Origin of the sequence: Phragmitibacter flavus (genome assembly GCF_005780165.1) — a bacterium.
GTDB lineage: Bacteria > Verrucomicrobiota > Verrucomicrobiia > Verrucomicrobiales > Verrucomicrobiaceae > Phragmitibacter > Phragmitibacter flavus.
This window is the reverse complement of sequence record NZ_VAUV01000006.1, coordinates 321175-343620: the sequence shown is the minus strand read 5'-3', so window position 1 is coordinate 343620 and position 22446 is coordinate 321175. Positions and strand designations below refer to the sequence as shown.

17 protein-coding genes are annotated in these 22446 nt (G+C 60.0%); 8 read left to right on the top strand and 9 right to left on the bottom strand.

Annotated elements, in window-relative coordinates:
- Positions 1-46 precede the first annotated feature (46 nt).
- Entirely contained in the window at positions 47-1063 is a 1017-nt protein-coding gene (locus FEM03_RS09780; protein ID WP_166442752.1) for a DUF5077 domain-containing protein, read from the top strand.
- Between the two features lie 368 nt (positions 1064-1431).
- Here the strand turns inward: FEM03_RS09780 and FEM03_RS09775 are convergent, their stop codons facing one another.
- Positions 1432-2292, bottom strand: coding sequence for an alpha/beta hydrolase-fold protein (locus tag FEM03_RS09775; RefSeq protein WP_138086034.1), 861 nt, complete (start codon positions 2290-2292; stop codon positions 1432-1434).
- On the opposite strand from FEM03_RS09775, the gene FEM03_RS09770 reads away from it, so the two are divergent.
- The gene (locus tag FEM03_RS09770; protein WP_240772729.1) at positions 2273-2713 is read left to right on the top strand and encodes a DUF3127 domain-containing protein; all 441 of its coding nucleotides are present in this window, start codon (positions 2273-2275) and stop codon (positions 2711-2713) included. The two genes, FEM03_RS09775 and FEM03_RS09770, sit on opposite strands and share 20 nt — an antisense overlap.
- A 36-nt stretch (positions 2714-2749) precedes the next feature.
- On the opposite strand, the gene FEM03_RS25570 is transcribed toward FEM03_RS09770, so the two are convergent.
- The 3 genes from FEM03_RS25570 to FEM03_RS09755 form a co-directional block, all read right to left on the bottom strand.
- A complete protein-coding gene (locus FEM03_RS25570) occupies positions 2750-8980 on the bottom strand; it encodes a beta strand repeat-containing protein (protein WP_138086032.1) in 6231 nt (2076 codons plus the stop codon).
- A 109-nt stretch (positions 8981-9089) separates the two neighbouring features.
- Positions 9090-9935, bottom strand: coding sequence for a CvfB family protein (locus FEM03_RS09760; protein ID WP_138086030.1), 846 nt, complete (start codon positions 9933-9935; stop codon positions 9090-9092).
- Positions 9936-10185: 250 nt separating this feature from the next.
- Positions 10186-10407, bottom strand: coding sequence for a hypothetical protein (locus tag FEM03_RS09755; protein ID WP_138086028.1), 222 nt, complete (start codon positions 10405-10407; stop codon positions 10186-10188).
- Positions 10408-10460: 53 nt separating this feature from the next.
- Here FEM03_RS09755 and FEM03_RS09750 point away from each other — a divergent pair, with 53 nt between their 5' ends.
- Positions 10461-11117 carry a TVP38/TMEM64 family protein gene (locus FEM03_RS09750; RefSeq protein WP_138086026.1) on the top strand — a complete coding sequence of 219 codons (657 nt, stop codon included), beginning with the start codon at positions 10461-10463 and terminating at the stop codon, positions 11115-11117.
- A 71-nt stretch (positions 11118-11188) separates the two neighbouring features.
- Here the strand turns inward: FEM03_RS09750 and FEM03_RS09745 are convergent, their stop codons facing one another.
- From FEM03_RS09745 to FEM03_RS09730, 4 genes are all read right to left on the bottom strand, one after another.
- Entirely contained in the window at positions 11189-11683 is a 495-nt protein-coding gene (locus tag FEM03_RS09745) for a hypothetical protein (RefSeq protein ID WP_138086025.1), read from the bottom strand.
- Between the two features lie 31 nt (positions 11684-11714).
- Entirely contained in the window at positions 11715-12554 is an 840-nt protein-coding gene (locus tag FEM03_RS09740; RefSeq protein ID WP_138086023.1) for a prephenate dehydratase, read from the bottom strand.
- A 116-nt stretch (positions 12555-12670) separates the two neighbouring features.
- Positions 12671-13822, bottom strand: coding sequence for an SGNH/GDSL hydrolase family protein (locus FEM03_RS09735; RefSeq protein ID WP_138086022.1), 1152 nt, complete (start codon positions 13820-13822; stop codon positions 12671-12673).
- A gap of 38 nt (positions 13823-13860) precedes the next feature.
- A complete protein-coding gene (locus FEM03_RS09730) occupies positions 13861-14796 on the bottom strand; it encodes an AEC family transporter (protein WP_138086020.1) in 936 nt (311 codons plus the stop codon).
- A gap of 556 nt (positions 14797-15352) precedes the next feature.
- On the opposite strand from FEM03_RS09730, the gene mtnA reads away from it, so the two are divergent.
- From mtnA to FEM03_RS09700, 5 genes are all read left to right on the top strand, one after another.
- A complete protein-coding gene (gene mtnA / locus FEM03_RS09720; RefSeq protein ID WP_138086018.1) occupies positions 15353-16462 on the top strand; it encodes an S-methyl-5-thioribose-1-phosphate isomerase in 1110 nt (369 codons plus the stop codon).
- Between the two features lie 250 nt (positions 16463-16712).
- A complete protein-coding gene (locus FEM03_RS09715) occupies positions 16713-17105 on the top strand; it encodes a hypothetical protein (RefSeq protein ID WP_138086017.1) in 393 nt (130 codons plus the stop codon).
- Positions 17106-17225: 120 nt separating this feature from the next.
- Complete coding sequence (locus FEM03_RS09710; protein ID WP_138086016.1) at positions 17226-18488, top strand: transporter; 1263 nt, start codon at positions 17226-17228, stop codon at positions 18486-18488.
- A gap of 8 nt (positions 18489-18496) precedes the next feature.
- Positions 18497-19180 (top strand): C39 family peptidase, encoded by a 684-nt coding sequence (locus FEM03_RS09705; RefSeq protein WP_138086014.1) that lies wholly within the window; start codon positions 18497-18499, stop codon positions 19178-19180.
- Between the two features lie 92 nt (positions 19181-19272).
- On the top strand, positions 19273-21462 hold the full coding sequence (locus tag FEM03_RS09700; RefSeq protein ID WP_138086013.1) for an AMP-binding protein: 2190 nt from the start codon (positions 19273-19275) through the stop codon (positions 21460-21462).
- Between the two features lie 32 nt (positions 21463-21494).
- Here the strand turns inward: FEM03_RS09700 and FEM03_RS09695 are convergent, their stop codons facing one another.
- Positions 21495-22412: a cation diffusion facilitator family transporter gene (locus FEM03_RS09695; protein ID WP_138086011.1), complete on the bottom strand. Its 918-nt coding sequence runs from the start codon at positions 22410-22412 to the stop codon at positions 21495-21497.
- Positions 22413-22446: the final 34 nt, after the last annotated feature.

Here is a 22446-nt window from a genome sequence, read left to right as displayed (position 1 = left end):
TTTGAGGCTGTTGCCCTTGCGTTTTATTTCTGCTTGTCTCTTTTATATGCTTCGCCCTGTTCTTGTTTTTGCTGCGGTTGTTTCGGTTGGTGGGTTCGCGGTTTCCTGCAAGGAAAAACCGGGGGCGGAAATGGCTGAGGTCACTCTAGAACCAGAGGGAACAGTCGTGGTTGAAGAAGAGACTCCCGAGGCGGAAGCCCCTGCTTTTGATTCGGATGCGCCGAAGGGGATTATTTCGGAATTGGGAGAGTTTGGCAGCGAGGATCCGGTGGAGCGGCAGGATTTGCCGGGGCGTGGAATTTTAAATTTCACCATCACCGATCGGAACCAGACGTTCATGCCTGGGGAGCATTGGGAGCAATACAATTTTCCCTTTGAGGCGCGCCGCTCGGGTAGATACCGCGTGAGGCTTACTTACATGCTGAAGTCATCAGGCATGGGGGTGCAATTGAAGCTGGGGGATCAGCGGGTGAAGAAGCAGTTGAAACACACGGGGGATGGTCAGGCGGTGATGTATCTGGGTGAGGTGAACATTGCGCAGGCGGGCAGCCAGTTCATGGCGCTGTATACGCCAAGTGCGATGGGGTGGTCGAAGTTTTTCCTGCATGAGATTGCCCTGGTGCCGACGCAAGAAACGGATTCGGATGCTGAGGTGGTGGCCGAGGAGAATGGGGCGGTGCATTTGCTGGCGAAGCAGGCGACGACGTGGAGTGAGCACATGCGCTATGAGCCGAAGCCTGAAAAGGATTGTCTGGGGTTCTGGACGGAGAAGGACGATTTTGCGGAGTGGGAGTTCAAGGTTGAGAAGGCGGGCAAATACGAGGTGATCGTGCATCAGGGTTGCGGTGCGGGCGGCGGAAGCCAGGTGGCGGTGGAACTGGCCGGTCAGCAACTGGAGTTCAAGGTGGAGGACACGGGCGGATTTCAGAAATGGAAGCCGGTGACGGTGGGGCAGGTGGAGATCGATAGCGCGGGAGTTTACCGATTGGCGGTCAAACCAAAGACGAAAGAGGGCGCGGCGATCATGGATGTGCGCAAGGTGGTGCTGGTGCCGGTGTCGTAAGTGGCCGGAAAGTTTGTTCGGAATGATGTTGGCACAAAAAAAGCTGAGGCTTTCGCCTCAGCTTATTTTACGGGGATTAACCGGGGATTGTCTGAATCGGGGATTAGTCGGGGGTCGTTAGGTCAGGGGTTATGTAAGTGGGGGAGTGGTTCGGGGATTGTCGCAGCCTGTGGGGAAACTGGTAATAATGCTTCAGCGCCTTATTATGATCCTAGCTTATATCAGCTTAAGATGTTCGGCTGCGCATATATTGGTTTTGATCGCGCAAATTCATGGAGGACTGTCATTTATTCGACGAGCCTGAATAATTCCGACAGCCGAGGGCGTTGAAGATAAGACAAGCATTGAGATAAATTGAATCAGATCACCTAATAATTAAGATTGGTTGGTGAGCTGTGGTCGATCGGTGTCGAAATGTCGTTGTGCGCGGGCATTTTGATAAGGATTTCGCGCCATGTTGGCCAGTCGTGGGTGCCTGCGCTGATCCATTGTTGTTGCTCGGGAGGGAGGAAGGATTGGGCAAAGAGGCGGCTGGCCGGGGCGAGGCGGTCGTTGGTTCCGCAGCCGAGCAGGATGCGGGGAGGATGCAGGAATGATGGGTTGCCACGGTGACGCGGTTGAGGTTGGAGCTGGCGTTCGCGCAGAGATTTCCACAGTTGGCGGCTGAAGTCCTCGGCGGCGGGAGTTCCTGGTTGCCATTGAGTCAGACCTCCGGCGTCGTTGATTTCGTCGATGATTTCGGGGTCGCCAAGGAAGGGGGAGAGCAGGAGGATCTCGTCAATCTCGCCGGGATGTTCAAGGTCGTAGATGAGGGCACCGAATCCGCCGAGGGAAATGCCAACAAGACGGATTTTGGTGACTCCGGACTTTTTGGCAGGTTGGATGATGTCGTGATGGAGGCGTTGGGTGATGGTGCGGTTTTTGTAATAACCGAGGTGCAGGTCGGGAACGATGATGCGGGCACCGGGCCAGCGTTGTTGGGCGATGTCGAGCATGCCTTCGCGTTTGAGTTCGCTGATGAGGCTCCAGCGGCCGGGGAGGATGACAATGAGTTCGTCGACAACGGCATCGGGGCCGGGGTTGCCTGCGGTGATTTGGTTGACGGGAACGGGGGTGGGGCGTGGGAGGATGGCGCAGGAATTTAGGAGGAGCAATGCAGGGCCGAGGAGGACGAGGATGTGGGGCACAAAGGTTTGACTTCTGCGTGTGATGGGAAAGTATCTGCTCATGTATGAAGCCAGCGGCAGGATTAAGTTGATCAATGAGGTGCAATCGTTCCCCAGTGGTTTTACGAAGCGCGAGTTCGTGGTGACGACTTCGACGGACAAATATCCGCAGGATTTGAAATTTGAGGTGGTGAAGGACAAGTGCTCGATGCTGGATCAGTTTGAGCCGGAGCAGGAGGTGGTGGTAAGTTTCGACATCCGTGGGAATGAATACAACGGGAAATATTTTGTGAACCTGTCGTGCTGGAAGATCCAGGTGGCGGGTGGCGGCGGTAGTGGTGGCCGGGACGAGGAGTATTCGCAGGAGCCTCCGGCGCGGGGCGGCAACCGACCGGCCCCGAGGAAAAATCAAGTGGCGGAGGCGGAGCCATCCTTGGCGGATTTGCGCAAGGAAGATGATTTTGATGACGACATCCCGTTTTGAGGCGGAATGTCTGTAGCAGGGCCCGGGACGAGCCTTCTACTTTGAGGTGCGACGGCGGCGGGTGAGGTTGAGGAGGGTGCTGCCGAGGAGGATGAGGAGGGCGCGGGAGGGTTCGGGGACGACGTAGATGACGCCGTCGCTGAGAAAACGGTCGCGAGCCCAGGTCTGACCGTCGTTGAGGACGGCGTTGGTGAAGTCGAAGTCGGTGTCGGGATCGAAACCGTTGGGGAGGGCGTTGCCGGCGATGGTCCAATCGAAAAGGTTGAAGACATCGCCGTAGTTGGGGATGTAATTGAGGAGGTCGATTTTGATGGTGGTGTCGGTGGCGAGGTTGAGGGTGCCGGTGATGTCGATGTGGTCATGGTTGGCGGGGGTGCCGTTGAGGAAGGTGGGGTCGATGGCGAGGGGGTCGGTGAAGGTGCCGGTGGCGGCGGAGAGTTGGAAAGTGGTGATGGAGCCGGTGTCGAGGGTGAGGTCGCTGTTGAAGGTGAGGGTGCCGATGTCGTCGCCGAGGTTGTTGCCGGCTTTGAGCTGGCCGCCGGTTTGGATGGTGGTGCCGGTGGTGCTTTGGATGGTGCCGGCACCGGCGAGGGTGGCGGTGTTAAGGATGGTGGTGGTGCCGGTGCCGGAGGTGCCGCGGACTTCGAGGACGCCTTCATTGACGAGGGTGGCTCCGGTGTAGCTGTTGGTGCCGAGGAGGAGGAGGTTGCCGCCGGTGGTTTTGGTGAGGGCGGCGGGCGTGGCGCTGTCGCCGGTGTTGATTTGGGCGACGTCTTTGAGGGCACCGGACTGGGCGTTGAGGGTGTCGGCGTTGATGGTGCCGTCGGTCATGTCGAGGGTGCCGCCGTTGACGGTGACGATGGAGGTGGAGTCGGTTTTGTTGGCGGTGGTGATGTTGCCGCCGACGATGAGGGTGCCGCCGGTGAGGTTGATGGTGCCTTGGGCGAGGGTGCCTGCGGTGCCGGAGGTGTGGATGCCGAGGCCGATGTTGGTGGCGATGGTGAAGGTGCCGCCGGCCATGTTGAGGGTGCCCTGGGTGGTGGTGGTGGATCCTGCGACGAGGAGGTTGCCCAGGATGAGGGTGTCGGCGGTGATGTTGTGGTTGGCGGTGCCGAGGGTAAGGGTGCCGGTGCCGGAGCCTGCGCCGCCGCTGCCGGTGCTGGTGCCGTCGTTGCCACTGCGTTCGCCGATGATGACGATGCCGAGGGTGGCGTTGAAGGTGCCGTTGGTGAGGTTGAGGGTTCCGGTGGCGTGGGTGCTGGTGCCGGTGTTGTTGTTGCGGCCGAGGTAGAGGTTGGTTTTGCCTGCGCCGTTGCTGAGGTTGAGGGTTCCGCCAGTGGCGATGGTGGAGGTGGCGGCGCTTTTGCGGCTGCCGATGGTGAGGCTGGGGGTGGTGATGTTGTTGATGCCGGAGCCGAAGTTGAGCTGGCTGGTGACGCCGGTGTTCCCAAGGGCGGGGGTCATCTGGCCGACGAGGATTTCGGTGCTGGCGATGATGTCGTTGTTTTGGGCGAGGGTGACGATGCCCTGGGTGGTGCCGGTGGCGCTCGCGGTGTCAGCGACGCCGATGTAGAATTTCCCGACGTTGGCGGTGAAGTTGGTGGAGGCGGAGAGGTTCATGGTGCCGGTGGTGGCGGCGGTGCCTGCATCGGTGGTGCGGGTGCCAACGTAGAGGTAGCTGCTGGAGCCGTTGCCGACTTTGAGATCGCCACCGGCCTGGACGTTGAGGGTGGCGCTGCTGCGGTCGGCGATTTGCAGGCTGTTGGCGGTGGGGGTTGCGACGCCGATGGAGCCGCCGTTGGCAATGGTGGTGGTGCCGGTGAGGAGGGTGGTGATGCCGGTGTAGGTGTTGGCTTTGGAGAACACGAGGGCGCCGGTGCCGCCGGATTTGGTGAGGTTGCCGGTGCCGGTGATGATGGCGTCGACGGTAAGGGTGGTGCCGTTGTTGGTGTTGAAAGTTCCGCTGCTGGTGCCGAGGGTGATGCCGCGGTTGGGGTCGTTGATGGCGAAGGTGGCGGTGGTTTGGAGGGTGCCGCCGTTGAGGGTGAGCTGGTCGGGGGTGGGGGTGTCGGGGTTGGCGCCGAGAGCAGCTTCGGAGTTGATGACGAGGGTGCCTTCGTTGACGATGGTGCGTCCGGTGTGGGTGTTGGTGCCGGTGAGGGTGAGGGTGCCGAGGCCGGTCTTGGTGAGGTCGGTGGTGGAACCGCCACTGATGGGGCCGCTGACGGCGAGGGAGGCAGCGAGGTTGGAGACGTTCCAGGTTTGATCAGCCCCGAGTTGGAGGGGGGCGGTGATGGTGATGGTGCCGGCGTTGTCCTGGACTTGAATGCCGGTGGTGGGGTCGGTGGGGTTGAGGGTCAGGGTGCCGGTGGTGCCCTGGGCAATGGTGACGGAGGTGACGGGGTTGGGGTTGGGGGTGAAGATGAGGTCGTTGATGGTGAAGTTGTTGTCGAGGGTGGTGGTGATGGTGGGGCCGGTGGCGTTGGTGGTGCTGAAGTAGACGGTGGTGTCGGGCCCGGGACCGGCTTCTCGGTCGGTGGTGCCGGTGTTGTCGGTGGCCCAGTTGGTGTTGTTGGTGGGGCCGAGGATGATGCTGCTCCAGCTTGAGGTGGGGAGGTCGCCCTGCCACCAAGCGTCTCCGGTGATGGCGGCGAGGGTTTGGAGCTGGACCTGGGTGTCGGTGAGGTTGAGTTGATATTGGTAGCTGCCGGCGAGGCTGAGGTTCCAGGTGTAGGTGGGGTCGTCGAAGTTGCTGCCGGTGCCTGCGGTGACGAGGTTGTAGGTGGTGTTGGGGGTGATGTCGGCGAGGGCGGTGACGAGGAGGGTGATGTTGGCGTCGGGGTCGAGGGTGGCGACGGCGGTGGTGTTGATGGAGTCGAAGTTGGTGAGGGAGCCGATGTCGAAGGCGAGGGCGGTGTTGTTGCCGAGGGAGAGGGGGGCGGTGCCGAGGTTGATGGCGGTGCCGATGTGGTTGACGAAACTGAGGGTGCCCTGGTCGAGGTCGAGGCCGCGATTGTTGAGTCCGGAGAGGTCGGTGCCGGCGAGGGTGAGGGTGCCTGCGCCGGTTTTGGTGAAGGTGCCGGGGCCGCTGCCGGTGATGTCGCCGGAGAGGATAAGGTTGCCGTTGGTGAAGGCGGTGTCGATGGTGGCGGTGCCGGTGGAGAGGATGAGGTCGCGGTTGGTGCCGAGATTGGTGGTGATGGAGTCGTTGTATTGAAGGGTGGCGTTGTTGATGCCGATGGTGTTGGCGGTGGCGGTGGAGTCGCCGAGGTTGGCGCTGGTGAGGAAGGCCAGGGTGCCGCCGTTGATTTGGGTCTGGCCGGTGTAGCTGTTGTTGCCGGCGAGGGTGAGTTTGGCGGCGCCGGTTTTGGTGATGCCGGCAGTGGTGGCGTTGCCGTTGTTGATGTCGGGATTGATGGTGAGGTCGGCGTTGGTTTCGATGGTGCGGTTGACGGTGCCGGTGGTGGAGCTGAGTTCGATTTCGGACTGGGCGAAGGTGCCGGTGGTGGTGAGGATGGCGGAGGGGGTGGAGCCGTTGACGGTGAGGTTGCCATCGAGGATGAGGCGGCTGCCGAGGTTGACGGAGCTGGTGGCTTTGAAGAGGTGGAGGTTGCTATTGTTGAGGGTGAGGCCGCCGGGTCCGACGTGGAGGGTGGATTGGAGGGTGTTGCTGTTGCCGAAGACGGTGAAGCTGTTGGCTTTGTCGACGTCGCCGAGGCCGGTCATGTCGGTGAGGGAAAGGGAGTGGGTTTGGAACTGGCCGCCGCTGTTGCCGATATACATGGTGCTGTTGCCGGGGGCGGTTCCTGTGGTGCCGGTGTAGGCGGTGGCACCGGTGACGGTGATTTGGGAGCCGGTGGGGCCGCTGTTGACGACGCCGCGGGTGACGGTGAGGGAGGCGATGGTTTCGATGGGGATGGCGATGTTGGCGTTGGTGCTGGTGCCGTTGAAGGTGCTGTCGTTGCCGTTGATGGTGATGTTGGTGGTGTCGGCGAGCTGGTTGGTGTTGCCGGAGAAGCGGAGGTCGCCACCATTGGTGAGGAGGAGGTCGCCTGAGATGGCGTCGGTGTTGGAGGTTTTGGCGAGGAGGATGCTGCCGCCGTTGACGGTGGTGAGGCCGGTGTAGGTGTTGGCGTCGGGGCCGGCGAGGGTGAGAATGCCGTTGCCGGTTTTGGTGAGGGTGCCGCTGCCGCTGATGGTTCCGGAGTAGGTGGTGGCGGCGTTGTTTTGGCCGATGGTGAGGTTGACGGGTTGGGCGGCGGAGTCGTTGAGGGTGATGCTGGCGGTGGTGTTGCCGGCGAGGCCGCCGAGGGTGAAGTTGGTGATGGTTGAGGCGAACTGGAGGCCGGTGGGGGTATTGACGGTAAGCGTGCTGTTTTGGACGGCGAGGGCGTGGTTGAGGATGAGGAGGCCGTCGCTGACGGTGGTGGGTCCGGTGTGGGTGTTGGCGTTGCTGAGGCGGAGGGTGCCGGTGTTGGTTTTGTTGAGGCCGCCGGAGGTGCCGGTGCTGGTGATGATGCCGGTGATGTCGAGGTCGATGGGTGCGAGGGCGTTGTCTTCGATGTTGAAGGTGCGGATGGCGTTGCCGAGGTTGAGGTTGCCGCTGAGCGTGGCTCCGCTGGCGGTGGGGGTGGTGGCTTCGTAGTGAACGTTGCTGGTGGTGGCGCCGGTGAGGGCGATGTCGAAGGCGAGGTTGTAGTCGCGAATGATGAGGGCGTCGGCGGTGTTGCCGGTGCCGGTGGTGGTGGCGTGGGCGTCGAGGGTGACGGAGGTGACGTTGCCGAGGGTGCCGCTGCGCACGGCGAGCTGGCTGGAGGTGATGCTGCCGCCGGTCATGTCGACGTTGGCTCCGTCGATGATGATGACGGCGGTGGCGGTGGTTTTGTCGGTTTTGGTGATGTTGCCGTCGACGGTGAAGGTGCCGCCGGTGAGGTTGAGGGTGCCACGGGCGTTGCCGCCGTTGGCGGTGTGGTTGGCGAGGGTGATGTCGTTGGCGACGGTGAAGGTGCCGCCGGCGAAGTTGAGGGTGCCCTGACTGGTGCCGCCGACTCCTGAGCCGTGGCTGCCGAGGGTGAGGGTGTTGGCGGTGATGTTGTTGGTGACGGAGGTGCCGATGGTGAGGGTGCCGGTGGCGCTGCCGGTGTTGGCCTGGGCTCCGGAGGTGCGGGTGCCGATGGTGAGTTCGTCAAGGGTGGCGATGAAGGTGCCGTTGCCGAGATCGAGGTTGCCTTCGCTGGAGGTGGCGGTGTTCTCGACGTTTTGACGGCCGATGTGGAGGTCGGTGCTGCTGGCGCCGTTGTTGAGGGTGAGGGTGCCGCCGGCGGCGAGGGTGGAGGTGGCGCGGGTGCGGCTGCCACCGATCACGAGGGTGGGGGTGGTGATGGTATTGTTGCCGGAGCCGAAGTTGAGCTGGCTGGTGTTGCCGACGGCAGAGTTGTCGAGGGCGGGGACCATGTCGCCGACAATGATGGCGGTGCTGGCGTTGATGGTGTTGTTGGTGGCGAGGTTGACGATGCCGCGGGTGGTGCCGGAGCCGGAGGTGGTGCCGACGCCGATGTGGAATTCGCCGACGTTGGCGGTGAAGTTGTTGAGGGCGGAGAGGTTGAGGGTGCCGGTGGTGGCGGCGCTGCCGGCGATGTTGCCGCGGGAGCCGACGTGGAGGAAGTCGGCGGCACCGGAGCCGACGCTGAGCTGGCTGCCGGCCTGGGCGATGAGGGTGGCGGTGGTGCGTTCGGCGACTTGCAGGCTGCCAGGAGTGCTGGCGACGCCGATGGAACTGCCGCTGGCGAGGGTGAGGGTGCCGTTGAGAACGCGGGTGAGGCCGGTGTAGGAGTTGGCTGAGCCGAGGGTGAGGTTGCCGGCACCGAGTTTGGTGAGGCCGCTGGTGCCGGTGAGGAGGCTGTTGATGGTGGCGGTGTGGAGGGCGTTGGTAACGGTGATGTTGCCGGGGCTGCCGAGTTCGAGGGTGCCGCTATTGAGGATGTAGCCGCTGGCGTTGAAGGTGAGGGATCTGGCTTGTTCGCCGTTGGAAAGGGTGAGGGTGGCACCGTCGACGGGGATGGGGGTGGGGAGGATGGCGTCGATGAGGAGGGTGGGTTCGCCGGCGCTCCAGTTGGTCGGGGTGCTCCAGGTGGAGTCGGTGGTGGCGGTCCAGGTAGTTTGGGCAACCACGGAAGCAAAAGGCAGGGCAAGAGCGCAGCAGCCCAGTGCGAACAGGGCGGCAAAGGACGAAAATGATCGGAGGAGCTGGCTGCGTGAAGCTTGCATGGTGTTGAATTGTTCTAAACGAGTCAATTCGACACTTTTGAATAGAAATAATTCCGCGTGCTGACGACACCGGGAAAAGGGGTGGAGAGGACGATAAAGTTATGAATCCCTAGTCAGATGCGCGGATCAGGTTGATGCCGTTTTCGGAGAAGCCTATCTTGTTTTGTCGGAGGAGCTGGCCGAGGGCTTGTTTGAAGGCTTTTTTGCTGACGCCAAAAGTGAAGCGGATGGCTTCGGGGGGGCTGGAGTCGTCGAACTCGAGCCGGCCGCCGTTGGCTTCGAGTTTTTTGAGGATTTGGTCGGCGAGAGGTTCGATGCGGGTGTAGCCGGCGGCGTCGAGTTTGAGATCGATTTTGTCGTCGGGTCGGACGGTGGTGACGAAGGCTTTGAGGCGCTGGCCGATTTGGAGGTTGGCGTTGAGATCGGAGTGGTAGAGGAGGCCGCGGTGGGCGTTTTCGACGATGGCGTTGTAGCCGAGCGGGGTTTCTCCGGCGATGAGGACGTTGACGGTCTGGCCTTCGGCGTAGCGGGGTTTGGTGTGGTTGAGGTGGCGGTCGAGTCGCATGGTGGCGACGAGGCGGTCGGTGTAATCGTCGAGTTTGATGTAGACGACGACGCGGTCACCGGGGGCGACGTGGCCTTTTTGTTCGCTGATGGGCAGCAAGAGGTGTTTGGCGACGCCGAAGTCGAGGAAGGCTCCAACGCCGGTTTTGTAGTCGACGATTTTGAGAAAGGCGAATTCGTCGACAAAAGCGACGGGGGTTTCGGTGGTGGCGACGAGGCGGTCTTCGGAGTCGCGGTAAAGGAAGACTTCGAGTTCGCCGCCGGGAACGCTGTTGGTGGGGACGAAGCGTTGGGGGAGGAGGATTTCGCCGTATTGGCCGCCATCGAGGTAGAGGCCGTAGGGGCTGTCGCGGACGACGCGAAGGAGGTTGTTTTCACCGATGGCGGGCATGCGGAGAGGGTCAGGGGTTCAGGGTGAAGGGTCAAGGGGAAGATGAGCACCGCGAATCAATCGTCCTCGTTCTCCTACTCCTACTCGTCCTCGATTTGGTCGGATGTATGAATTAGGGCAAGCGCCATCCGCATGAGGCGTCCTTGCAGGACGCGGGTCATCTGCTGACAGGAACCCGGCACCTCGTGCCGGGCTGGTATGAATTGTCCCGATGGGACAAAGGGAAAATGTGCTTTTGAGGCCTGATGGGTTATTTTTTATCGTCGTCGTCGTCGTCAGATTGGAAGGCGACTTGGGAGGCAAAGTAGAAGAGGGGCAGGGTGGCGAGGCCTCCTGAGTAGAGAACGATGAAATATCCGGTGTCGCCAAACGAGTGTTTTTCTTTGAGAACCACCATGATAACTCCCGCCAGGATGCCTAGCAGGCAGGCGGCGAGGAGGATTTGTTGGAAGCGTTTGATTTTGGGATTCATCGCGATGATGAAGTGTAACAAATCGAGCTTTAACGCGCGAAACTATTCTTTAAATGACGGCACGATCAGATTCGCATTCTCGTTGGTGGGTGCTGGTCGGCGTTTTGCTGGCGCTGATCATTGGTCCTTTTGTCATTTGGGGGGGATGGTTTGAAGGCTTCTTTGATTTGATGGGGGTTAAGGTGTGGCTGGAGGGGCTGGGTTCGTGGGCGTGGGCGGGGGGAATGCTGTTGTTGATGGCGGATCTGGTGCTGCCGATTCCAGGGACGGTGGTGATGTCGGCTTTGGGATTGGTTTATGGGTGGTTTTGGGGCGGAGTGGTGAGCGTCGTCGGATCGGTGTTGAGCGGGATGCTGGCGTATGGGGTGTGCCGATGGTGGGGACACGGGGCGGCACGATGGCTGGCGGGCGAGGAGGGGTTGCGCCGGGGCGAAGTCTTTTTTAAGAAGGAGAGTGCCGGGTGGCTGGTGGCGTTGTCGCGATGGATGCCGGTCTTGCCGGAGGCGGTGGCGTGTCTGGCCGGATTGGCGCGGATGCCTTGGTGGCGTTTTTTGCTGGCGGTCGTGACGGGGAGTGTGCCGCTGGGATTTGCTTTTGCGGCAATTGGGGCGCTCGGGGTGGTGGAGCCGGGTCTGGCGCTGGGATTGAGCGCGGGGTTACCGGTGCTGCTTTATGGAGCGGCGTTTTGGTGGATGCGAAGGAGAAGATAAAGTAGAAGGGCCGTCCCGGCCCTTGCATTGGGGAAATGAAAGGCCCGGGACGAGCCTTCTACTTTCTTTCTTTACCTGATGTTGGGCTCGTTGCGCAGGAGGCGGCGGCCGTCGAAACGTTCGTTGGGTTTGAAGAGCCAGCCGGGGGTGGGGGTGATGAGCTGGTAGCTGGCAAGTTTGAATTCGGGAACGAAGATGTCGCTGTTGGGATCGTAGACGGTGTCGCCGGTGAAGTAACCGAAGATGCGGTATTCGTAGTTGTGATCGTAACCGTAGGCATTGCCGGCAGCGGGTTCTTCGGGGAGGCGGTCGGGCTGGATGGCCTGGTGTTCGTTGAAGATCACGAGCCGGGATTCATCCCAGGACTGACCGGGACGACGGAGGTAACCCCAGAACTGGGTGCGGGGAATGTGGTAACGACGACCGATGAACCAGTCGCCGCGGGGCTCGGAGGCAATGGCGGCACGACGGGCTTCGAGCTGGACCGCGAGCATGGGATCGGTCGTGGAGCAGGCGGGGAGAAGGGTGAGGACGACGGCGAGCAGGAGGAGAAGCGGGCGGGACATGGGAATTTGATCTGGGATCTGAGATTGGAGATTAGGATTCGAAGCGGATGCCGGTGGGATAGGAGCCGAGTTGATGGATGCGGGAGGCGATGGTGTTTGCCCTTTCGAGGGCGGTGGCGACGGCGGGATGGGCGGGGGAGCCTTCGATTTCGATGTAAAAACGATAAGTGTTGGGTTGGCCGCGCACGGGGCGGGATTCGATGCGTTTGAGGCTGACGGCGGCTTCGGAGAAGGGGGTCAGGAAGGAGCAGAGAATACCGGGTTTGTCGGGAAGTTCAACCACGAGGGCGGTGCGGTTGTTGTCGGTGGAGGGTTGGGCGGGCTGGTGGCCGATGAGGAAGAACTGGGTGATGTTGATGATGTTTTCTTCGATCGGATACTGCAGCAGCGCGAGGTTGTGGCGCTCGGCGTTTTCACGGCTGCCGATGGCGGCGGCGTTGGGTTCCCTGGCGGCGCGTTCGGCGGCGTGGGACGTGCTGGCGACGGGGACGCGGCGGGCGTGGGGATGGTTTTGTTTAAGCCAGTCGTCGCAGTGGAAGAAGGGCATGTAGTGGGAGTAGATGACTTCGATGGTCTGGTCGGGGCGGCCGAGCAGGGCGAGTTTGACGTCGAGGGTGAGTTCTTCCTGGACGTGGAAGGGGCAGCGTGGGTCCATCAGGCGGTCGATGGTGGCGAGGATGATGCCACCGGAGGAGTTTTCGATGGGGACAATGCCTTGGGCTTGGGCGTCGGATTCAGGTTGGTCGGCGAGCCAGGTGAAGACGTCCTCGACACTGGCCAGCAGGGTGGGCTGGGTGTCGGGGAAACGTTTGGTGGCAATGAGGTGGGAGAAGCTGCCTTCGGGGCCGAGACAGGCGATGCGGTGGGGCATGGGGGAATTAGAAATGAAGAAGGGACAATTAGAAACGGGAATTTTGGGGTTTTCGTGGGGTGGGGCGGGTGGGCGGCGGGGGTTTATGAGGGACAGGAATGTCCCTCCTCCTCCATCTAGGCGGCTTTCTTTTGCTGGACTGGCTGGGGTTTGGGTTCGGCTTTGAAGGGGATGGTTTTGGAGAGGGCGTGGATTTCTACTTCGAATTGGGCGGCTTTGGCGTCGAGTTCGGCGCGTTTGGCTTCAAATTCGGTGCGCCAGGTGGCGTAGGCGGCGGGGTTGGTGTTTTTTGTGTTGAGCATGCCTTTTTGTTTTCCCCAGAGTCCACGGAGAGGGTTCACGGCTTCCTGATTGCGCTTTTGGTTGAGGGCGATGATTTTGGCGGCGGTGCTGTCGGGGGCGGGTTGTCCGTTGAGGTTGCGAACGGGAACTTTGCCGATGTGGATGGCTTGGGAGGGTTCGGTGTCGATGCTGAGGGGAGCTTCGCCGGTTTGTTCGACGAGGGATTTGGCCATGACATATTGACCGTGGGAGCCGGGATGGATGGCGTCGGCAACGAGGGTGTAGGCGGGATCGGTTTTGCGTTGGTGGACGGTGATGTCGTTGAGGGGGCCGAACAGGTCGACGAAACCGTAGCCGCGGTCGAGGGCGGTTTGCTGGAGCCATTTTCCGTAGTAGCCGAGCACGGCGTTGTATCCAGTGACGATCCGGCCTTTGGCGTAATCGGGTTTTTGTTTGATGGTGATGTCCCAAGATTGGTGGTCGAACATGGTGGGGCTCATGATGACGACGCGGCAGTTAATGGCGTCGAGTTTGTCGAGGAGTTCGGTCATGCCTTTGGTGTAGGTGTCGAAGACGGCGCGGTCGAAGTCCTTGTAGCTGCCGTCGTTCATGCCGAGGAGGATGGTGGCGATGGTGGGTTTGAAGGCGGCGATGTCTTCATCGAAGCGATTGAGGACGTCCAGGGCGCGGTCGCCGCTGATGCCGGCATTGCGGAACTGAATGCCGAGTTCGGGACGATTGATGTAGAAAAAGTTTTCGACGTATTGGGTGTAGAGGCACTGGTGGGTGATGGAGTCGCCGATGAAGATGAAGCGGTCGCCGTGCTTGAGGTTGAGGGTGGCACCGAAGGTTTTGGCAGAAGTGGTTGGGGCTGGGGCGGGAGGTGCTTCGGTGGGTTGGGTCTCGGCGGTGGCGAGGTGGGGAAGCAGGCCCAGGGCGAGGATGGCGAGGAGGCGTCGGGTGGTGTGCATGATGATGGTTGGCATGAACGTGAGAGCTTAAGGGTCTTTTGCGATTTTGTTTCTTACAAGCCGAGGAAACGCATGCCGAAGCGGATGGCGACGGGGATGGTGAAGAGGCTGACGAAGGAGGTGGCGAGCACAACGAGGACGGCGGTGGGGGCGTGTCCGCCGTAGTGTCGGGAGATGACGATGGTGAAGACGGCGGCGGGCATGGCGGCCTGGACGCAGAGGACTTGTTTGAGTTCGTGGCTGATCGGCATGGCAGCGGCAATGGCAAGCATCATGATGGGCAGCAGGATTTGCCGCATGAGGGCGGAGGTGATGGCGACGTTCCAGCGGATGGGTTCGGTGCCGATGAGGTCGGCAATGCTGCCGCCGATGAGCAAAAGGGAGAGCGGAATGGCGCAGGCACCGAGGGTGGCGAGAAAGGTGTGGATGGCTTCGGGAATGTAGGGTCCGGCGCCACCGTAGTGGAGGGCAAGGGCGACGAGGGTGCTGATGACGGGGGCGTTGACGGCTTGGCGCCAAGGGGCGTTGCTGAAGCCGGTGAGGAGACCGACGCCAACGGTCCACATGGCAAATTCGACGCCGACGCTGAAGGTGAAGAGGACGCCGATGAGGTCGGGACCGAACAGGGCCTGGGTGACGGGGATGGCGACGAAGCCGTAGTTTTGGAAACCGGTGGCGAGTCCGAACGTGCGCGCTCCGGCACCGGATTTCATGCCGAGGAGGCGGGCGATGAGGTAGCTGACGAGAACCGCGAGGGCGGCGATGGAAAAGCCGAGGACGGCCGCGAGGAGGACTTGCGAGGGGTTGGCGAGGGCACTGTTGCCGACGATGCGCTCAATGATGAGGCAGGGGAAGAGGAGTCGCACGGTGAGGTGCATGACGCCGGTGTCGGTTTCCTTGGGCATCCAGCGCAGTTTTCGCGCAACACCACCGGCGATCATCATCAAGTAGATGGGGAGGGTGGCAGTGAGGATGGTGAGGAGGGACACTGGGAAAGGCTAAAGGCTAAAGAATAAGGGCTAAAGGGGGGAGAGTGAAATGCTCAGGTGAGGAGGGTTCAGGGTCAAGGGGGATGCTCGGGAAAAATCATGGTCGTCCTCGTCCTCGTTCTCCTACTCGTCCTCGAAAATAGCAGACAGGCCGACACGCAGCATTTCCAATGAATCACAGCGGGTGGGGCCCCTCCTACTCTTACTCTTCCTCCTACTTCCCGCGAGGCGCGACTGAAGCTTCCATGTTGCCCATTCACCATGGAATTGATCCGCCTGGGAGCTGATGATGACGTGGATTTCGAGGACGAGTTCGAGTAGGAGGACGAGGACGATGGTGGGAAGGATGCGTTGGGAGTTTGATGGCGCGGAGGGTGATGGGGCTTTTGAGTGGGGAGTAGGAGTAGGAGTAGGAGGAGGAGTAGGAGTAGGAGTAGGAGTAGGAGTAGGAGGAGGAGTAGGAGGAGGAGTAAGAGCAGGAGGAGGAGTAAGAGCAGGAGGAGGAGTAAGAGCAGGAGGAGGATTGCACGAAGAACACGCAGGGCTAGAATGAGGAATGCTTGTGGATGGACAATCTTTTCAAACGGTGTGGGCGGTGACGGAAGGAACTGCGAGGGTGAGGATCATTGATCAGCGGTTGTTGCCGTGGAAATTCGAGGTAGTGGATTTGAACTCGGTGGAGGAGGTGGCAATTGCGATCAAAGACATGTGGGTGCGCGGGGCGGGATGCATCGGGGCGACGGCGGGATTTGGGATGTGGCTGGCGGCGATGGAGGCGGCAGGGGAGGAAGATTTTGCAAGAGGGCTGAAGTCGAGGGCGGATCGGTTGAGGGGGACAAGGCCGACGGCGGTGAATCTGGCTTATGCGGTGGATCGTCAGCTGCGGGCAATTGGGGAAGTAGCGGACCGAGAAGTGGCGGTGAGGGTGTCATTGGAGACGGCGCTGGCGATTGCGGAAGAGGACGTGGCGGCTTGTCAGGCGATTGGGGAACACGGATTGAAGGTGATTGAGGAACTGTCGCGGGCGAAGAATGGGGGAGTGGTGAACCTATTGACCCATTGCAATGCAGGGTGGCTGGCGTTTGTGGATCATGGCAGTGCGACGGCTCCGATTTATGCGGCGCAGCGGGCCGGGATTGCGGTGCATGTGTGGGTGGATGAGACGCGGCCACGGAATCAGGGCGCGCGTTTGACGGCGTGGGAACTGGCGCAACAGGGGGTGCCGCACACGGTGATTTGCGACAACACGGGCGGGCATTTGATGCAGCATGGGATGGTGGACATGGTGATCACGGGAGCGGACCGGGTATCGTGTCAGGGCGATGTGGCGAACAAGATCGGCACCTATTTGAAAGCGCTGGCGGCGCGCGACAATGGGGTGCCGTTTTATGTGGCGCTGCCTTCGAGCACGATTGACTGGAACTTGCGCGATGGAGTTCGGGACATTCCAATTGAGCAACGCGGCGATGAGGAGGTGCGCATGATGGAGGGATGGTCGGCCAGCTCAAACGAAGTGGGTGAGGTGACGCTTTTTCCCGCGCAAAGTGCGGCGGCGAACTATGCCTTTGATGTGACCCCGGCAAGGCTGGTGACGGGATTGATCACGGAAGCCGGTATATGCGCGGCAGCGGAAGAGGCTTTGCTATCCCTGCATCAAATCAGCTGATGCAGGCGGAGAGGCGGGCGGGAGTAGTCAAGGAGGACGATGGGCCAAAGGCATTCAGAGAAAAATTTGCCCTAATATAGTATAAGTAGCTCTCATTTATATTGACCTGTTCAATAAGTAAAGCTTATCGTCAGTTGGAAGCTTTGGCACTCGGCTGACTGCCTCGCGGTGGTTCGGGGGGTGTTGGAGGTGCAGTGATACAATCCTGATACAACCCAAAAAAACTATGAAAACGAAATCTCTTACTCTGATGGCAGTCCTTGCTCTCGCTTTTGGCGGCACCGCTGCCAAGGCTGAAGAAAACATGCCGGCGATTCTCAAGAATGTCGCCAGCAAACATCAAGTGGTGAAACTTGATAAATCGGAGATGAACGAAGTGCGCGGTGATCTGGTCCTTCCAATCAACCTGATTGGTTCGACTTTGACGATTACCTTGTTGGAGCAAAACGCCGTTTTGCGTCTGACTTCGGTAGGAACCAGCGGTGCCCGTCCAGCATCAACCACGAACACCAACATCCTTGGCTTGCTTTTCAGCGGCACGTCTACTCCTGCCCAAGGCAGCTTCACCACCACCACGAACCTTGGTATTTTGGATACCGGTCGTTTGGTGAACTACCAAAGCACGAAAGTCGCAAATCCTTGAGTGTGATGATCTAAATTGAGAGCCTTGCCCCGACGTAGATGGAAGTTTGCGCCGGGGTTTTTTTGAATCAAAAAAGCTGCCGCTTAGGGTGCGGCCTGTTCAGCAAAAGTTTCTTTTCTCATGTCCCGCGCGTTTGTTCGTCATTGTTGTTTGTGGATGGTTGCTTCGACCTTGGTGTCGACGGGTTCGAAATCGATGCAGGCTTCTGAAGCAGGGTCGGGGGTGGCGCTGAATTATGGAAGGCCGATGTCAGTGACGCTGGCCAACGGCGAGCGTTTGGTCGGAACGGCGACGACGTTGGGAGAGGGGAAGCTGGTGGTGAATTCGCCGCGATTTGGATCGGTGACGGTGGATTGGGCGGATGTGGCACAGGTGTCGGGTCGTGAGCCGACCATGCTGACGGAGGCGGACATGGCGAAGATTTTTGGGGGCAGCACGGCGACGGGATCTGGTTCGGGGTCGACGGTCACGGGTGAGTCGACAACAACGGCTGCGGTGGAATCAACGACGACGGGTTTGCCGACGCAGCCACTGGGTCAGGAGCCTGAGGAGGCGGATTCGCGCTTGCTGTTTTTGCGTCAGTCGAGTGTGTTGCTGAGGCCGGGGCAGTTTGATGTGGAGATTGGGCTGAGCTATCGCCGGGATGAGAAGCAGAGTTTCATTGCGGAGCTGAATGAGGACAACACCTTCGTCGCGAATGATGAATTGCGGCGAGAGTTTGAGTCGCGAGTGAGTGTGAGGCTGGGACTGATGGACCGGGTGGAGGCGTTTGCGAGTTTGCCTTTGTTGTATGCTTCGGAAGAGGAGGTGCGTCAGGGAGGCACAAAGTCGGACAATGATGAGTTTGGAATTGGGGACACGGTTTTTGGGTTAAAAGCGATGCTTTTGCGTGAGAAGGAGGGTCGGCCCGAGGTGATCTTGAACCTCACGGGCCTGGCTCCCACGGGAGATGATCCCTACAGTGGTGGTGAGAACGTGGTGGCGCTGGGTGATGGGCATTGGGGCGTGGGGGCGGGATTGACCTTGATCAAATCGTATGATCCGGTGATTCTGTTCGCGGGCTTGGATTATCTTTACCGGTTTTCGAGGAATGCGTTCAACACAAGGATCGAGCCCGGACACCAGATTGGTTACAATTTTGGGATGGGTTTTGCGGTGAACGAGGCGGTGACGTTGAGCGCGCAGTTGCAGGGCAATTTCCGTTCGAAAACGGAAGTCGGCGGCGTGGAGCTTGAGGACAGCGAGCTTGAGCCGATTTCGATTCGTTTTGGTCTGACCTATTCGCTGGCGGCGGGCCGGTATCTGGATTCGTTTGTGTCGTTTGGAGTGTCGGACGATGCGGCGAGCAGCGTGTTCGGAGCGTCGGTTACCCAACGTTTTTGAAATCAATCATGATGATCTTGATGAGGACGCAGGCGTTGATGCTGGCGGGGGTTTGTGTTTTGCAAACGGCCTGCAGCAGCGGCAACAGCAGCGGCGACACGACGGTCAGGCGTGAATGGAACTCGTGGCGGGAGTTGCGGGATTTGAATGTGGTGAAGCAGCAGATGGATTACTCCTGCGGGGCGGCGGCGCTGGCGACGTTGATGAAGTATTATTTTGATGATGAGGTGTCGGAGGCGGAGTTGCTGAGAGACATTTTTTTGCACCTGACACCGGCGGAGTTGAAGAACCGGGAGCAGGAGGGGTTGTCATTGCTGGATTTGCAGAACGCGGCGGAGCGGCGTGGGTATCAGGCGGTGGGGGTGCAGTTGCCGTTTGAGTCGATTGGCGAGCTGGGCGGTCCGGTGCTGGTGCACTTGGAAACGAAGGATTATCGTCATTATGCGGTGCTGCGCGGCACGGCAGGGGACCGGGTTTTCTTGGCGGACCCGAGCCGGGGCAACATCCGGATTCCGATGGACCGGTTCAGCAAGCAGTGGACGACGGTGGCATTGGTGCTGGGCAAGTCGGGGTTTGGACTTCCGGCGGATCATGCGTTGGCGGTGAAGGTCGGGTCGGAGGTGCGGCCTGAGGTGCTGGCGGCGAAAAAGGCGTTGAATGGGGTTCCGGTGGCTGGATCGGCGGTTTTTTAAGGCGCGCCGGGGCGGGGCCTGCGATTTTATCTCAAGTCATTCTTTGTAATCAGATGGATTCTGGTTACGGTGAATGTTTCGTCCCACTGAAAATGTCCACGACCAAAGCTCCCAAACTGATTTCGATTCCTGTCCACGGCCGGGAGCACATTCCTGCTAGCGGAGCGCTGATTGTTCCCAGTCATTTGAATTTCGAGGAGTTGCGGGTTCTGAACCACCTTTTGGAGGGTCGCCCTCTGGCGTATCTGGTGCAGCAGGGAGCAACGGTTCCGGCGTTGGACAAGCTGCGTGAAGAGCAGGAGGACGTGATGATTTTGAGGATGCCGGACAGCCGGCTGGATTATGACCTGGGGCCGTTGCGGCAGCGCGTTTCGGAGGTGCTGAATGCGGGGTCGGTGTTGATTTACCTGCCATCGGAGATGGCGGTTCAGCCGGGTTCGCTGACGAGCGTGTTGGGGGCGCAGTTGGAGATGATGGTGCAGCTGGATGCGCCGATTGCGCCTTTGTTTGTGCAGCGTAACCAGGAGCTGGTGCTGGCGATTGATTCGAAATGGGCGGCAGGCAAGGCGGTGTTTGCGTTCGGTCCGTTGTTGAGTGGAGAAACGTTGTCGGTGGCGAACTACCAGCAGTCGATTCTTGAGTTGAGCGAGGCGGTGTTTTCGGCCAATCCGAAGCTGGGTCGGAATCTTGCCTATGCGTTGCTGAAGGGGCTGAAAAAGCATGGTTCGAAAGCGTCGCTGATTGACGGCAAGGACGAAAAAGTGTGGCCGTATGACAAGGTTTTGGCGATTGCGATCGCATTGAGCAAGGAGGTGAAGAAGGCCACCCAAAAGCCGCGGGTGGGCATCATTTTGCCGCCGGGATTGGGTGGGATGGTGGCGAATTTGGCGGTGTTGTTTGCGGGCAAGGTGCCGGTGAACTTGAACTTCACGGCGGGGCGTCCGGCAGTGGAGAGCGCGATGAAGCAGGCGGAGCTGGATCATTACATCACGGCGGACATGTTTGTGCGCAAGCTGCAGACCTTTCCTTGGCCTCCGAACCGGCAGATGATGTTTTTGGAGCGCCTGGTGCCAGGATTGAAAAGTGCGATTGCGCGCTGGTTTGTGGTGGCGAAGATTTTACCGACGCCGGTGTTGGCGGCGATGCTGGGGATTTCGAGGAAGGGTGGCGACGAGGAGGCCTTGCTGCTGTTTACCAGTGGGAGCAGTGGCGATCCGAAGGGGGTGTCTTTGACGCATCGGAATTTGCTGGCCAATGTGACGCAGTTCAGTTCACGGATTGCGATGGATCATCGGGACGGCATTTTGGGGTGTTTGCCGTTGTTCCATAGTTTTGGCTGCACGGTCACGCGTTGGTTCCCGGTGATTCAGGGGTTTAACCTGGTGACTTATCCGACGCCGCTGGAGAGCAAAAAATTGGCAGAGCTGATCCACAAATACAAGGTGACCTTGTTTGTGACGACGCCGACGTTCTTGCGCGGGTATTTGAAGGGGGTGAATCCGGAATTGTTCACGTCGCTTAAGATGATCGTGACGGGGGCGGAGAAGCTGCCGAAGACGGTGGCGGATGCGTTTCAGGCGCGTTTTGGGATTGCGCCGATGGAAGGGTATGGACTGACAGAGACCTCACCGGCCAGCAACGTGAATTTGCCGAATTTGACGGGAGCGGATGGCGAGCCATCGAGCATTCCGGTGTTTCCAAGTCATCGTTTTGGCAGCGTGGGGCAATTGATGCCGGGTCTGGCCTTGAAGGTAACCGATGTCGATACCGACGAGCCGCGCAGCCTGCATGAGAGCGGGATGATCTGGTTCAAGGGGGCAAATGTATTCAACGGGTATTTGAAGAATGCGAAGAAGTCGGGAGAGGTGATCAAGGACGGCTGGTTCCGCACGGGAGACATTGGCCGGGTGGACTCGGATGGGTTTGTGTATGTGGAAGGCCGCTTGAGCCGGTTTAGCAAAGTCGGTGGCGAGATGGTGCCGCACGAGACGGTGGAGGAGGCGTTGGTGAAGGCGCTCAATCTGGAGAGTGAATTGACGCGCAAGATCGCCGTGGTGGGCGTTCCCGATGAGGACAAGGGGGAATCGTTGATCTTGTTGAGTTCGATCCCGGGTGGGAGTGTGCAGCAGGAGATTTTGGATTTGCGTTACAAGCTGCTGGATCGCGGGGTGCCGCCGTTGTGGATTCCGAAGAAGCTGGTGCGCGTGCCGGAGATTCCGATTTTGTCGAGCGGCAAGCTGGATGTGAAGGCTTGCGAGGTGTTGGCGAAGGCGAATACGTAGGGGAGGATGGATGCCTGAGGCGGTTTGGCCTATTATTCTTTAGGTGGGTGGATTGCCGACGGGGAGAGGGGTAGGGCGGTGCTTTGATAGGGTTCGACGTGGACAACGACGTCGACGATTTTGTGGTCGGAATCGAGCAGGGCTTGTTGGACATCGTGGCCGATGCGGTGGCCTTCTTCGACGGTGAGGGTGCCTTCGACCTGAACGTGGATGTCCATCAGATAACCGAGGCCGGATTTCTTCATGCGCAGTTTTTCGATGAGTTCAACGCCCGGGACGTCAGTGGCGATGGCGCGGACTTCGTCACACTGTTTTTGGGGCGGGGTGCCGTCCATGTTTTCGTGAACGGCGGTGCGCAGAAGGAGGATGCCGTTGGTGGCGATGATGGTGCAGCCGATGAGGGCGGCGATGTCGTCGGCTTTCTCATAACCGTCGCCGCCGATCAGGGCGATGGTGATGCCGAAAAACGCGGCGGCGGAGGTGATGGCATCGGCGCGGTGATGCCAGGCGTCACCTCTGAGGGAAGTGCTTTCGGCCTCGGTGCTTTTGGCGAGGGCGTAGCGCGACATGAGTTCCTTGACGACGATGACGAGGACGAGAATGGGGAGCGTGAACCAGGCGGGGGAGGTGTGACGATGGATGATGTTGTGGATGCTTTGCCAGGCGATGACAAAAGCGGCGGCAAGCAGTGACAGGGCGGAGAACAGGGCGGCGAGTTGTTCCGCTTTGCCGTGACCATAAGGGTGGTCTTCATCGGGGGGTTTGGAGGCGACTTTGAGCCCGATCAGCACGAGCAGGGAGGCGAAGACGTCGTTGATGGATTCGATGCCGTCGGCGACGAGGGCGTAGGAATGGCCGAGGATGCCGGTGACGAATTTGATGGCCGCCAGCAAGGCGTTGACCGCCATGCTGGCGATCACGGTGCGGATGGCAAGGTTGTGACGGCTCATCGGAAGAATAGATGAGAGTGTTGGCACAGGAGAG